The following is a 14170-nucleotide window of genomic DNA, read 5'->3' on the forward strand; positions in this document are numbered from 1 at the left end:
GCTCTCAGTCAGCAAGACATCGCAAAGATAAGAGCCGAAAAATCCGGCAGCTCCCGTAACCAGAACTCGTTGCGACAAAGGGTTGCTTCCGTCTTGCATGGGCAGCCATAGCCGCCTTTGTAGCGGCCCGCCAATGACAGTCGACTGGCCATCAATCGCCGGTCTGTGGTTGGGTGTCTCTTAACAAGCAAGGCCGTTCCATCGGGAACGGCCCTGCTTGTTTATGGAGGCTCTTAGACGAGTGCAGGTTCCACAACTGACTCGCGTACCGGATAGGATGTGGGCCGGCCAACGCTCACGTAAGTGAAGTTGTGGCTCGCCATCACTGCCGGATCAAACATATTGCGACCGTCGATCAGGATGGAGTAACGCATCGAGCTGTTGAGGCGTGCCAGATCCAGATGCTTGAACTCAGCCCAGTCCGTCAGGATGAGCAGCGCGTCGGTATCCGCCGCAGCCTCGTAAGCGTCCTTCGCGTAAGTCATCTGCGGTCCGGACGGAATCACTTGCGCAGCCCGTTCCATCGCCGCTGGATCGAACGCCACGATCGAGCAGCCTTCAGCCATCAGCATCTCCACAAGCTCAATTGCAGGTGAGTCACGAATATCGTCCGTCTCGCCCTTGAACGCCAGCCCGAGAACGCCGAGTCGCTTTCCGCGAAGTGTCCACAGTGCCGCGCGAACCTTGCGCACGAACCGTACCTTCTGGTTCGCATTGATCTTCTCTACCTCGGTCAGCAGGCTGAAGTCCACGCCGAGCTGGTCGGCGACGGAACGAAACGCCGCCACATCCTTCGGGAAACATGAGCCGCCGTATCCGATACCCGGTCGCAGGAACTTCGGCCCGATGCGCGAATCCAGCCCCATACCATGAGCTACCTGTTGCACGTTCGCGTCCGTCGCCTCGCAGAGGTTCGACACCGCGTTGATGAACGAGATCTTCAGCGCCAGGAACGCATTCGAAGCGTGCTTGATGATCTCTGCGCTCTTGGTGGAAGTGAACAGAAGCTGCGGAACCGCGGTCTCATTACACATTCCCGGGATCGCATCGGAGGTCTTGTAGTAGCTGCCTTCGGTCAGAGGTGCGTAGATCTTCCCCAGAATCGCTGCTGCGCGCTCGCTGTCCGCACCGACCACGATGCGGTCCGGGTGCAGGAAGTCTGCAACCGCTGTACCTTCACGAAGAAACTCGGGGTTCGAGACGACATCGAAGAGGTTCCGCGGAACTCCGTTCCGCTCCATCGCTCGGCGAATCCACTCGTTGGTGTACACCGGCACAGTGCTCTTCTCGACGATCACCGTGTACTTGTTCAAAGACCGTGCAATCTCACACGCCACGGCTTCCACATACGAAAGATCCGCGTCGCCGGTCTCGCTCTGCGGTGTTCCCACCGCGATAAAGATCGCATCGCTCTCTCGCGTCGCTTCGGCAAGATCAGTCATGAACCGGATACGCTCGTTCCTGTAGCGTCCCAGAAGCTCGGGGAGAAATTCCTCGTGAATCAAGGTTTCGCCGGCGCGTAGTGCGGTGACCTTGCGCTCATCGTTGTCTACGCAGATAACCTGGTGTCCCATCTCGGCGAAGCACACAGCGGCTACCAGTCCAACGTATCCTGAACCGACGACCGCAATCTGGATCGAAGATGACATGAGGGGTTCTCCTGTTTTCATTTTTGGCTACCGCTTCATTCTAAGCGAAGACCTTGAACAGTTCATAACCACCGTGATTCGCGAATCGAACTCTTAGGTCTTTCGGCTACAATCCCCTTATGGCGTTACAGATAGAGCAGCCTGCCTCACCCAGGGAGTCGGCGAGTTTCACTCCTGCGGGTTCAGGTGCTACGACAGAGTCATCGCTCTCTGAATCACTCATCGTCCTTAAAAAACGTAAGCTCGTTGTCATTCTTGCCATTACCCTTGGGCTTGTATACGGGGTCTACCGGGCGGTAACCCAAATCCGCATGTTCGACTCCTCAGCCAAAATTGAGGTTCGAAACGGAGCGTCGCAAGAGTACAAAATCGATCCCGCCCAAGCGCTCCAGGGCGACTCCACAAGCAACAAGATGGCTGCTGAGGTCGTCATTCTGCAAAGCGACTCGCTGATGATGACGGTTGCTCGCGAGATGAATCTTTGCAATAACGCTGCCTTCCTCGGCGAAAAAGGCCCTGTCCCGTTCAGTTCGCTCGATGACCTGGCCACCCGCGAAAAGACGCTCCATCGTCTTCACTCCGAGCTTAAGATTCAGCTCGTCCCGAAGACGGACATCATCAGGCTCAACTACTCCAGTCTCGATCGCAAGCTCTCTGCCGACATCGTGAATCGCGTGATCGCGGACTACATCCAGAGAAGCTACGAGACGCGATATCTCTCTACGCAGCGTGTCTCGCAGTGGCTCTCCGGGCAGCTTGACGACTTGAAGCATCAGGTCGAGACATCTCAAGAGCAGATGCTCGACCTCCAGCGCAGGCTCGGCATGCTTGGCCTGGACCCCACCAAGAACCAGAACACGACGACGCTCGAGGACCTCTCCGTTGCCGTGGCACAGGCAAAGATTCAGCGCATCCTGGCTGAGTCGCGCTACCGGGCCATGACACAAATGGACCCGAATTCCATTGAGGACTCGATCGATCCAAGCAAGGGTGCCGCGCCTCCGGCTCTCACCTCTCTTCGCACGGCCATCTCGACTGCGAAGGCCACTCTCGCGGATCTCGAGGCGAATCTCGGCCCCAACCATCCCCAGGTCAAAGCTCAGAAGGCGCAAATAATTTCTCTGGAGAAGGAGCAGGACAAGGAGCAAGCCCGACTGCTCGCGCAAGCCAAGGAAAACTTTGTCATCGCCAAGGCAAGCGAAGACCGCATCGACGCATCCCTTGACGCGCAGAAGCAGGATGCGTACAAGATGCGCAACGATCTCGTCGAGTACACACTCCGTGCCCGTGAGTTCGAGAGTAATCGCACCTTGTACGAGGGCCTGCTGCAGCGGCTCCGTACCGCGGGAGTCGAAGCTGGCCTGGAGTCATTAGAGATCGACATCGTCGATCCTGCAGTTCCCGCTGCTGCCCCGACCCTCAAGCCGAAGTCGACCATCATGATCACCGCGTTCATCGTCAGCGCGCTTGCTGGGATCATGATTGCCTTCATTCTCGAGAGTCTCGACACCGGCTTGAAGAGCATCGCAGATGTCGAGGCCGCCACTCAGTTGCCATCGCTGGCGATCGTGCCCCGGTTCAAGCGGGGAGCGGGCGAGGTGACCGACAGGATGTCGATCGCCCAGAAAAATCTCTCGGTCCTCACCTCTCCGAAGTCGCAATTTGCCGAGGCTCTGCGCTCCCTTCGAACATCCCTCCTGCTCTCGCATACAGGCAAGCCACCGAAGTTTATCCTCTTCACCAGCGCGACTCCGGCTGAAGGCAAGACCACGGTGTCGACCAACACCTCCTGCATCCTCGCGGGTGGTGGAACACGGGTTCTCCTCATCGATGCGGATATGCGCCGCCCGGCTGTTCACCCCCGCTTTGGGCTTAGCGGAAAAATCGGCCTCAGCACGTTGCTAACCGGTGGAACGACCTTCGAACAAACTATCCAGAGCGTACCCGAGGCTCCCACGCTCGACATCATCGCAAGCGGTCCGGTCCCTCCGTTCCCCGCAGAGCTTCTCGGCTCACAAGCGATGAAAGATCTGCTGGCCTACGCAGGCACCGTCTATGACTACGTCGTCATCGACTCGCCGCCCATCCTGTCCGTCACCGATGGCGTTATCCTGGCACGCGATGCCGACGCCGTCGCTCTGGTCGTGCGTCACGGAAAGTCCAGCAAGCACATCGTCCGCCGCGCGCGCGATCTCCTCATCCGTGCAGGAGCTCCCATCACAGGCATCGTGCTCAATGCGGTTGATTTGAATGCACCCGAGTATCAGGGATACTATGGCCAGTCCGGCTACCACTACTCCGGAAGCGACTCCGAGACCTGGGAGCCCCAATCCACGAAGTCCAACTCCCCCAAGTCTGGCGACTTCGACAGGAAGGGATAACGATGAACCTCCTCGCCTCTCTCATCAAAGGAAGCACATCGATGCCCCGCCTCCGGACACTCACCCGCTCCCTTCTTGCGACCCTGCTCCTCTCTTTCGCAACGGCATCGGTTCACGCGCAGTTCAGCGGGCCAGGCGTCAAAAGTCCCGTCCCGTCGGACTCCGGCACTCTCACCACCGATGCTGCTCTTCTGCGGCCGACAAATCGTTCGATCTACCTGGTCCCTGGCGACCTCGTCACCGTACACATCTTCGGCTCACTGGACTATAGCCCCGTCGTTCGCGTCTCGTTGGATCAGACCATCCAGCTTCCGCTCATCGGCATCATCTCCGTAAAGGGACTTACCGTCGAGCAGGCCGAAACTCTCATCGCCACAAAGCTCAAGACCTCGGGAATGTACATCGACCCCCAGGTAAATATTCAGATCACCGAGTCCGCCAACGGTGTCATCACGGTCGCGGGCGAAAGCCACGCTGTGATTCCGGCAAGCTCGGAGCGCAGGCTCTTGGAGGTTCTCTCGGCTGCCGGCGGGCTGCCGGTCAACGCGAGCCACACCATTACCATCGATCGCCCCGGCGTCGAAAAGCCCATCGTTGTTGATCTGGGCAACGATCCCTTGCATAGCCGGGAAGTCAATCTCCCGCTGTACCCCGGCGATACCGTCATCATCTCGAGGGTTGGGGTTGTCTATATGCTGGGCGAGTTCAAGACCCCTGGCGTCATTCCCATCCAGCAAAACTCTCCTTTGACTTTGCTGCAAGCGACTTCGGTCGCCGGTGGCACTCTTTACGCAGGCAAATATCAAGATCTCCGCATCATCCGAACAGTGGATAGCAAGCGTTCCTTCGTCCAGGTTGATGTTCGACGCGTCATGCTCGGCAAGGATCCCGACCCGATCCTTCAAGCGGACGATGTCGTCTATCTCCCCACCAGCGCTCTTAAATCTGCCGTCGTGTCCGGAGGCCTCAATCTTCTGATCAGCGTAGCCAACCTCGCGATCATCTCCGCCCGCTACTAGACGCTTAGTACCACCTTTAGTTGATCGACCGCACGCCGGTGTCCCGTAGACTATGCCCACGAATGCCTAGCGAAACCCAAGCACCACACGGCCAGAGACGCCGAATCAGGCTGGCCTACCTTGTAAGCCATCCCATCCAGTACCAAGCCCCGCTCCTCCGTCGCATCGCGCAGGAGCCGGACATCGACCTGACTGTCTTCTTTGGGTCGGATTTCTCCCTGCGCAACTATGCGGACAAGGGATTCGGAGTAACGGTGAAGTGGGATGTGCCGCTCGTCGAGGGATACAAGCATGAGTTCCTTCCGGCACTCCGCGACAACGGCACTGTATCTCCGTTTACCCCCATCAGCCGAGGCATCCTGAACCGTCTTAGCGGCCGTGGCACCGGCCCGGCATTCGACATGCTTTGGGTCCACGGATACGCCAGTGTCAATGCCCTTCAGGGAATCTTTGCAGCGAAGGCGCTTGGCATACCGGTTCTGCTCCGTGCAGAACCCACGCTGATCGACCGTCCGCGCAGCACCGGCAGGCTTGCCGGAAAGGAACTCTTCTTCCGCACCCTGCGACACCTCATCTCCGGGGTCGCTCCCATCGGAACGCTCAACTCCGAGTATTGGAAGCACTACCTCAGCCCGGACATACCCTCTTTCCCTATGCCCTACTGTGTCGACAACGCCTACTTCCATGCACGCAGCACAGAGGCACAACAGGGGCGAGCGGATCTGCAAGACGAGCTTGGCATTGATCCCTCCCGGCCAGTCATCCTTTTCGCCTCAAAGCTTCAGGAGCGCAAACGTTGCATCGACCTGATGGAAGCGTATCTCCAGGTGATCACGCGACCGGGGCTGAAGCCTTATCTGGTGATCGTCGGAGATGGCGAAGAGCGGGCTACTCTTGAAGCACGTGCCGCTCAGAGCGGTGTCGACAGCATTCGGTTCTGCGGCTTCCGCAACCAGTCAGAGCTCCCGCGATTCTTCGATCTCGCCACAGTCTTCGTACTTCCATCGCGTCACGAGCCATGGGGACTTATCGTTAACGAAGCGATGAATGCCGGTCGGCCCGTCATATTGTCCAACGACGTGGGCTGCCAGCCCGACCTGGTAACCGATGGCGTCGAAGGCTTCGTGTTCCCGGTGGGCAACGTGAACTCTCTTGCTTCGGCCCTGGTCCGTCTGCTCGAAGATCCTGGATGCGCCTCACGCATGGGCCTCCGTGCTCTGAAGAAGATTCAGGAGTACGACTTCGAGGCTGACGTGCGCGGTCTTCGCGCAGCCGCCGCCTCGCTCACTCGGATCATTGCTGAAAAATCAAAGTCGGTATCTTAGTTTGCTCAACCTCGTGCGCCTGATCTTTTGCCGAAGCTGATAGGCTTCCAGTTGATGCGAACGCTTCACATTATCGGCACGCTCAATCCAGCCTCTGGCGGTCCGGCAGCTGCTGTATCGATGCTTATCGAGTTTTCCGGGCCGGGTCATGCGAGCGAGGCGGTCACGCTCGATAACCCCTCATCGCCGTTTCTAGAGAACCTTTCTTACCCGGTCACCGCCCTTGGGCCAACGCGAATGAAGTTTGGCTACAACCGACGCCTCGTTCCGTGGCTGCGACAAAATGCCTCCCGGTTCGACGCTGTAATCGTCCACGGGCTCTGGCAATACTGCGGTATCGCGACGTGGAGAGCGCTATCGGGCAAAGTGCCCTACTTCGTCTTCGTGCATGGCATGCTGGATCCCTACTTCAAGCGGGCGTTTCCCTTCAAGCATCTCAAGAAGTGGGCCTATTGGATCGCTGCGGAACACTGGGTGCTTCGCAGCGCATCAAATGTTCTTTTTACCTGCACCGAAGAAGAGCGGCTGGCTCGCGAAAGCTTCTGGCTTCACCGCTGGACGCCGGTTGTCGTCCCTTATGGCTCCAGAACTCCGGACATCGATCTCACACAGGCCGCAGCGGACTTTCACCAGCACTTTCCGCATCTCCAGGGACGTCGCTATCTCCTCTTCCTGGGCCGCATCGACCGGAAAAAGGGCTGCGACCTGCTTATCGACGCCTTCATCTCGACCGCCGCAAGTGATCCCGCACTCGATCTAGTCATGGCGGGTCCGGACGAGACTCGATGGCGGCCTCAACTTGAAGAGAGACTTCGGAGAGCCGGAATCAGTCACCGCGTTCACTGGACGGGAATGATCGCCGGCACCCAAAAATGGGGCGCGTTCGCTACCTGCGAAGCTTTTGTCCTGCCTTCTCACCAGGAGAACTTCGGCATCGCCGTTGCTGAGGCCCTCTCCTGCGGTCGACCGGTTCTGCTCTCGGACAAGGTCAACATCGCGCCTGAGATCATAGCGGACCACGCGGGTCTCATGGAAACAGACACACTTCAGGGGACAACAAATCTCCTCCTGTGCTGGATGAAGATGTCGCAAGCGGAGAGAGAGACGATGGGCGCCAATGCGCTCGCCTGCTTTCAGTCGCGCTTCGATATGAAGGCGAACGTCACTATCTTCAACGATCTGTTGGAGGCTGCGGCCCATTTACAATCGAACGAGCAGCTGACCCCTGCATCCAGGTAACAGGCTCCCACTCGAGACACTCGTTCGAATCATGTCCAGACAACCCCTCTACAACGCCGCCGAACATGCCTCGCTGCATACCTCGAGCGACCCTTATCTTCGGCCAGCGTTTTCCCGTGCGAGCAGGATCGGCAGAGCAAGCTGGAACGTCGTCTGGCTTCTGCTCTACAGGCCGTCACCCAGGCCCTTCCACGCATGGCGCTCGATGCTGCTCAAGCTCTACGGTGCGAAGATGGGTCCGAACTGCCACTTTTACCCCGGCTCAAAAGTCTGGGCACCCTGGAATCTCTTCTGTGGCGAGCAGGTCACCGCAGCCGACGGAGCGGAGATCTACAATCCAGCGCCCGTCACCTTCGGCGGACACGCCATTCTTTCTCAGGATGCCTTCGTCTGTGGAGCTACGCATGACTACGACGATCCAGCGTTTCCTCTGATCGCCTTTGCCATGTCGATCGGCTCCTACGCCTGGGTCTGCGCCCGGGCTTCGGTAGCCCCAGGCGTGAATCTTGGCGATGGAGCCGTACTGGGCCTTGGTTCTGTGGCCACCCGAGACCTGAAACCATGGACTGTCTACGCTGGTGTTCCCGCGATAGAGATCAAATCTCGCCGTCAGCCTGCAACACGGTAAAGCCGGATCATCCGGACCTCGCAACTCGATCTGCAAACATGAAGGAAGACTTTATTGTCCCCGCCAGTTCGCACGACCAGTGCCGGTCCGGACTTCCTTAGCTGCGCAATTTGGCCAGGAGATCCGTGGGATGTACGGGCTTCGCCAGTATCTCGAACTCGTGGCCTTCAGCTCGCGCCTTTTCCAACAAATCGGCTGTAGCTGCCTGACCTGAAAACAATAGAATCTTGCACTTGGGAAGTTTCTCCCGCGTAATGATGGCAGTTTCAATCCCGGTCAAGCCTGTCATGATGACATCGCTGATCAGCATGTCGGGTTCAAAGGTGTCGAGTGCTTCGATCGCCTTTTCTCCGCTGTAAACTGCCTTCGCTTCGAATCCAGCCTGGTTGAGAATAATGGCAAGTGTATTCGCAATCACCTGTTCATCGTCGGCAACAAGTACCTTGGACTTCGGTGCGCTGGTGGGTGTTGTCTCTGGCATGTCTTTAGTTTTCCTTGGGGTTATTACTTCCTTTGGTACAGTACTTCATTATCTGGGACTACAGCGCGTACGAGTCCTCAGTCCACTTCATCATGCTCTGCTCCGTCTAATGATACGCTGACCGCTGAGCAGCTTGTCTATTCAACCCCGATTTCAGCCGGACGACTCGCTCTATCCCAAATCCAATGAGTCCCATGCCAGAAGCGATCATCCGCGCCGAACGTGTCGAGAAATATTACGCGCAACCCAGCGAGAACCGCATCCAGGTTATCTCGCCGACCGACCTCTCCGTCGTCCCGGGCGAGATCGTCGCTCTCCTCGGCCCCTCCGGCTCAGGCAAATCGACCCTCATGCGCATGCTGACCGGCCTCTCCATCCCCTCCGCGGGCCAGGTGTACTGGCACGACCGCCCCATTGGCACCGCCGACGTCAACGTCTCCATCGTCTTCCAGAGCTTTGCGCTCTTCCCCTGGCTTACCGTCTTCGAAAACGTCGAAGCCCCCCTGAAGGCCCGTGGCATGGAGCCCGCCGAGCGCCGCCGCCGGGCCATGAACATCCTTGACACCGTCGGCCTCGACGGCTTCCAGGCCGCGTACCCCAAGGAGCTCTCCGGCGGCATGCGCCAGCGTGTCGGCTTCGCGCGGGCGCTTGTAGTCGAGCCCGAGGTCCTCTTCATGGACGAGCCCTTCTCCGCCCTCGACGTCCTCACTGCGGAGAACCTCCGTTCTGAACTGTTGGAGCTCTGGCAGAAGAAGACCATCCCCACCCAGGCAATCTTCATCGTCACCCACAACATCGAGGAAGCCGTCCTCCTGGCCGATCGCATCATCGTCCTCGGCCGAAATCCCGGCCATATTCGCACTGACTTCAAGGTCTCTCTCGTCCACCCGCGCGACCGCAAGGCCAGCGCCTTCACCCAACTGGTCGACTACATCTACAAGGTCCTCACCCAACCCGACGCCAAACCACCCGCTCTGCCCCAGACCGGCGACGGCAAACCAGTCCGCGACCAGCGTCAGATGCACTACCAGATGCTTCCCCATGCGCGTCCCGGGGGCATCGCTGGCTTGCTCGAGATCCTCATCGATCACGCAGGCAAGGACGACATCTACAAGCTTGCCGACGACCTCGCATTCGAGATCGACGACCTCCTCCCCATCGTCGACGCCGCCCAACTCCTCGGCTTCCTCAAGGTCAACGAGGGCGACGCCGCCATCACCCCGACCGGCACAGAATACGCGAACTCCGAGATCCTTCGTCAGAAGGAACTCTTCCGCATCGCGGCGGTGGAGAACGTGTTGCTGCTTCGGCAGATTGTCAGAGCCATCGAAGCGAAGTCCGACCGTACTGTACCCGAAGAGTTCTTCCACGACATGCTCGACGAGCAGTTCAGCGAAGACGAGACCCTCCGGCAGCTAGAGACCGCGATCAACTGGGGCCGCTACGCCGAGCTCTTCGACTACGACGCCTCCCGCCGCCGCTTCATCCAGCCCGAGAAGCTCCACGAAGACGCGAACGACGAGGAAGCCGCCGAGATCGACGCTTAGCCCACGCCGAACTCTTTTCCTGCCCGAAGCTTCTTGCCTCGCCTAAGGGCGCGGCTTCAGCCGTGCTGCTTCTGTTGACCCTCCCAGGGCTCCAGCCGCGGAGTTAGGCTTTCCATACGTAACTTCCACTCCACGAGGACTTCCCTGAATCCGCCTAAAGCCAGACTCCGTATGTCTATCGAGGACGCGACGAAAGAAACTTCACGCCCACATTGTTTTCGTGAAACGATTTTGACGTTCGCTGCACACTCCTGAGTCAGCCCCACGAGGTTCCCAATGGCAGATGTAGCCGTAGCTCTTTCAATCGACGTTCTCCACGATCTTGAATCCGCGAGCTCGCTGAAGTCTCTCCTCAGTTCGAGCAAGGATGTCCTCTTCAACCTCGGAAGCGAAGTGGCGAAGTTCGCCACGCAGCCCGTTAAAGATGCCGCCGCCGCCAAACCCTCGGCTCAGCTGACCCTTACCGCTCCCGCCAGTTGGACCCTTCCTAACGGGATTGTCTTCTCCCTCTCCGGCAGCGCGAGTTGCGCGATCAGTATCGACACCGCCAGCGAGACCTTTTCAGTTGCGACGACGCTCGACTCCGATGCTACAACTGACATTGTTGCTGGACCGACCGCAGGCATCGCATACATCAACATCGATCTCGACTTCAGCATCCAGGCCTCTGCTTCCGGCAGCGGCACGGTCAGCGGCATTGGCATTGCAGGCACCGCCTCAGGTGGACGCTCGGCCACACTCTCCTTCTGCCAGCCCGTCAGCGACTCGCTGAACACCCTTGAAGCCGTCAAGCAGGCCTTCTCGCAGATCGTCTTCCCGCTCGATCCCACGCGCATCGCCGACATGCAGACCGGTGCTCTCACCCGCGTCCTTTTCGACGGCACGTTCAACGCCGAACTCGATGTCACCTACGGACTCGGCGATCACCTCTTCGCTGCCCCCGGCGTCGCCAGCGCCCTCGCCAGCGCCGAGAAAGTCGTCTCTCTCACACCGCCTTCGGTCGAGATCAACGCTGGTGTCACCGGGTCGGTCACCTACACCCACACCGACCACTTCGCACTCGTCATCGACAAGTCCACGGCGACGGTCGCGACCGCCTACCTCATCCGCGTCCTCGCGTCCGACGCCGGGCTCAACGCCGCTCTGAACGTCGGTGTCACCACAACAAACGTCTCTGTCGCCGTCGACCAGGGTGCCCTGCAGGCCGTCGTGAAGGATGTCACCAAGAGCGACCTCCTCGCCACCGCGGTCGTCAAGGCCGCGTCGACCCCGCTCAACAACCTCGTCACCAGCCTCAACGCCAGGCTCGCGAAGTGGGCCGCCGAAGTCACGGGCGAGATCGGTCTCTCCGCCGGCCTTGCGAGCCACAAGAACCGCACAGCGCTCTTCGTCTTCGACTGCGACCTCACCTCCCCAGCCCTCACCACGGCAAGCTGGTCGGCCCTCATCAGCGGCGACATCATCAAGGCAGTCAACGCGGGCGGCCTCAAGCTTCAGTCTGGCTCCGGTGTCTCCGAGAGTCTCAAGCGCTCCGCCACCATCAACTTCCAGTTCTTCAATCTCTTCTCGTTCAACAACGTCACTGATTTCTTCTCAAACGCCACCGCCGAACTCGGTCCGGACGGCACCATCCGCTTCCACGCCTCGATCGGCGACGAGTCGAAGTCGACAACCAAAACTTCCTTCTCCGCCTTCCGCATCTACTTCGTCGTCGCGGCTAGCAGCGACGCTGCCGGACATGTCTCTACCAGCGAAGTCGACCTCCGCCTGGAACTCTCCGAGGCCAACCGTACGAAGAAGGGCTCATCCTTCGCCGATACTCTCTCTCTTTCCGCTCCTGCTTCCGCCATCACGGACGCGCAGAAGGCGCTCGCGACCTACCTGGGAGGCCATCCTACCGGCGGCGTCACCCTCATCTACAACATCAAGCCGTCCATCTACAGCAAGCTCGCATTCAGCGCTTTCGCGGCCAACAAGCCAGCTCCGCTTCCCCAGGCAGACGACCAGGCCAACTGGTCAGCCTTCCACGGCGCGACCTCCAGCCTCGTGCCCGATCTCGCCTTCGTCTCCGCGCTCACCTACCCCGTGTGGATGGACTACAACCGCGCTTCCATCGATCAGCCCGGCTCCACCATCGTCCCGGATCGCCGCCACGTCGGCAACCCTGCCGCAGGCCTGGCTATCCTCGCAAGTTCTGCCACGCGCGATCTTCAAGGATTCTTCCTCCAGGCCAGCCAGGGATTCATGAACCTCTGCGAAGACCTGAGCATCCTCGCGAACAAATCCACTGCGGTCACCGATCTGGCAAGCTACAACACGATGCTCGGCTTCATCACCAACATCACCACGAACGATGTCTTCCTCGACTACGCGATTCCCACGGCGGGCGCGCTTCTGCACCAGTGCAGCAATGCCGGGGCGCAACTGGCCTCTGTTGTCGATCTACCCTCAGACGCAAGCTCCGTAACCTGCACCCTCACCCTCTCGTAGGAGCTCCCCCATGTTGAACTGCGTCTTGCCCCGCGTCAGACGTAGGCGCAAGGAAAAAGCGAGAAGACCCTCAACATCTGAGGGTCTTCGCGCTTTGGTCTAGATTCCTTACCCTCACCGGCGATGAGAGAGTCTTAGTAAACGTCTCGCTGATACCGCTTCTGCTTCTTCATCGTCTCGAGATACTCAGCGGCGTGATCCAGCGTCCCGTGCGATCCCTTCGCGATCACGTCCAGCAGCGCTGTCTCCACGTCCTTTGCCATGCGAGTCGCATCGCCACAAACGTAGAAGTAAGCACCTTCCTCAAGCCACTTGTATAGATCAGCCGCCTTCTCCTGCATGCGGTCCTGTACGTAGACCTTCTTCTGCTGGTCGCGCGAGAACGCCAGATCCAGATGCGCTAGAGTGCCGTCCTTGTGCATCCCCTCCAACTGCTCTTCATACAGGTAGTCCAGCTTCTTCCGCTGGTCGCCAAAGAACAGCCAGTTCTTCCCTGTCTCGCCCTTGGCCTGCCGCTCTTCCAGGAACGCACGAAAAGGCGCGAGCCCTGTACCTGGCCCGATCATGATGATCGGCGCGCTTGTATCTTCCGGAAGGCGGAACATCTGGTTCGCATGCAGAAAGATCGGCAGCGTCGATCCCACTGGCGACCGCTCGCCCATATGTCCGCTCGCCAGCCCCTGCCGCTCCCGCCCATGCGCGTCATACCGGATCACGCGCACCGTCGTCTCCACGCGATTCGGGTGCGCCAGTTGGCTCGACGCAATCGAGTACATCCGCGGCGTCAACCGCTGCAGCACCGTGAACAGCTTCTGCGGGTCCTTCACCACTCCGGGAAACTCGTGCAGCAGGTCAATGAACTCACGACCCCAGCAGTGCTCCTCGGCCATTGCCTTGCCATCAGCACCGCACATCGCCGCAAGCCTTGGGATCGGCGTCGAAGGATCGACCAGCTTCGCATACTGGTTGATCGTGCTCCGCGTTAGCTTACCGATCGCCAGCCGCGTCCGCACTGCTTCCTCAAGCGAGATCTCCACCTTGTAGTGATCGAGCACGCGCTCTTCGCCTGTGAACCCAAGCGCCGTCAGCACCATATCCACTTCGCTCTTGCGATTCTCAGCCAGGATGCCGACCGCATCGCCCGGGGTGTACTGCATACCCTCTTCGAGCTCCAGCGCGACGTGGCGTGTCTCCTTTTCGGAGCCCTCGGCCGTCAGCCGGTAGTTCTCGGTCACTGCCGATGTGTAAGGGTTATTGCGGGTGTACTTCGACGCGTGTCCCGCCTTGGTGGGCTCTACTGCTTCAATCACTTCACTCATTCAACAATGATAAAACACCTCCTACATCGCTGAGGGCTTAAGGGCCGCCCCAATCCCCGGCGTTCCAACCTCAGGTGTTATCCTGACCCAAC

The 14170-nt window shown here is 59.3% G+C and carries 10 protein-coding genes; 7 read left to right on the plus strand and 3 right to left on the minus strand.

Annotated features, from left to right (window positions below; all coding sequences use genetic code 11):
- Positions 1 to 233 precede the first annotated feature (233 nt).
- Entirely contained in the window at positions 234 to 1649 is a 1416-nt protein-coding gene (locus HDF16_RS21635) for a UDP-glucose dehydrogenase family protein (RefSeq protein ID WP_184221542.1), read from the minus strand.
- A 119-nt stretch (positions 1650 to 1768) separates the two neighbouring features.
- On the opposite strand from HDF16_RS21635, the gene HDF16_RS21640 reads away from it, so the two are divergent.
- The 5 genes from HDF16_RS21640 (at position 1769) to HDF16_RS21660 (ending at position 8241) form a co-directional block, all read left to right on the plus strand.
- Positions 1769 to 4030 (plus strand): GumC family protein, encoded by a 2262-nt coding sequence (locus HDF16_RS21640; RefSeq protein ID WP_184221544.1) that lies wholly within the window; start codon positions 1769 to 1771, stop codon positions 4028 to 4030.
- Between the two features lie 2 nt (positions 4031 to 4032).
- Positions 4033 to 5049 carry a polysaccharide biosynthesis/export family protein gene (locus HDF16_RS21645; RefSeq protein WP_246409619.1) on the plus strand — a complete coding sequence of 339 codons (1017 nt, stop codon included), beginning with the start codon at positions 4033 to 4035 and terminating at the stop codon, positions 5047 to 5049.
- 62 nt (positions 5050 to 5111) lie between these two features.
- On the plus strand, positions 5112 to 6374 hold the full coding sequence (locus HDF16_RS21650) for a glycosyltransferase family 4 protein (RefSeq protein WP_184221546.1): 1263 nt from the start codon (positions 5112 to 5114) through the stop codon (positions 6372 to 6374).
- Positions 6375 to 6428: 54 nt separating this feature from the next.
- On the plus strand, positions 6429 to 7613 hold the full coding sequence (locus HDF16_RS21655) for a glycosyltransferase (protein ID WP_184221548.1): 1185 nt from the start codon (positions 6429 to 6431) through the stop codon (positions 7611 to 7613).
- A gap of 31 nt (positions 7614 to 7644) precedes the next feature.
- Entirely contained in the window at positions 7645 to 8241 is a 597-nt protein-coding gene (locus HDF16_RS21660) for a putative colanic acid biosynthesis acetyltransferase (protein ID WP_184221550.1), read from the plus strand.
- Between the two features lie 97 nt (positions 8242 to 8338).
- On the opposite strand, the gene HDF16_RS21665 is transcribed toward HDF16_RS21660, so the two are convergent.
- The gene (locus HDF16_RS21665) at positions 8339 to 8722 is read right to left on the minus strand and encodes a response regulator (RefSeq protein WP_184221552.1); all 384 of its coding nucleotides are present in this window, start codon (positions 8720 to 8722) and stop codon (positions 8339 to 8341) included.
- A gap of 194 nt (positions 8723 to 8916) precedes the next feature.
- On the opposite strand from HDF16_RS21665, the gene HDF16_RS21670 reads away from it, so the two are divergent.
- Complete coding sequence (locus tag HDF16_RS21670; RefSeq protein ID WP_184221554.1) at positions 8917 to 10269, plus strand: ABC transporter ATP-binding protein; 1353 nt, start codon at positions 8917 to 8919, stop codon at positions 10267 to 10269.
- A 276-nt stretch (positions 10270 to 10545) separates the two neighbouring features.
- Entirely contained in the window at positions 10546 to 12759 is a 2214-nt protein-coding gene (locus HDF16_RS21675) for a hypothetical protein (RefSeq protein ID WP_184221556.1), read from the plus strand.
- A 134-nt stretch (positions 12760 to 12893) separates the two neighbouring features.
- Here the strand turns inward: HDF16_RS21675 and HDF16_RS21680 are convergent, their stop codons facing one another.
- The gene (locus HDF16_RS21680; protein ID WP_184221558.1) at positions 12894 to 14078 is read right to left on the minus strand and encodes a diflavin oxidoreductase; all 1185 of its coding nucleotides are present in this window, start codon (positions 14076 to 14078) and stop codon (positions 12894 to 12896) included.
- Positions 14079 to 14170: the final 92 nt, after the last annotated feature.

Source organism: Granulicella aggregans, from assembly GCF_014203275.1.
Classification (GTDB): Bacteria; Acidobacteriota; Terriglobia; order Terriglobales; family Acidobacteriaceae; genus Edaphobacter.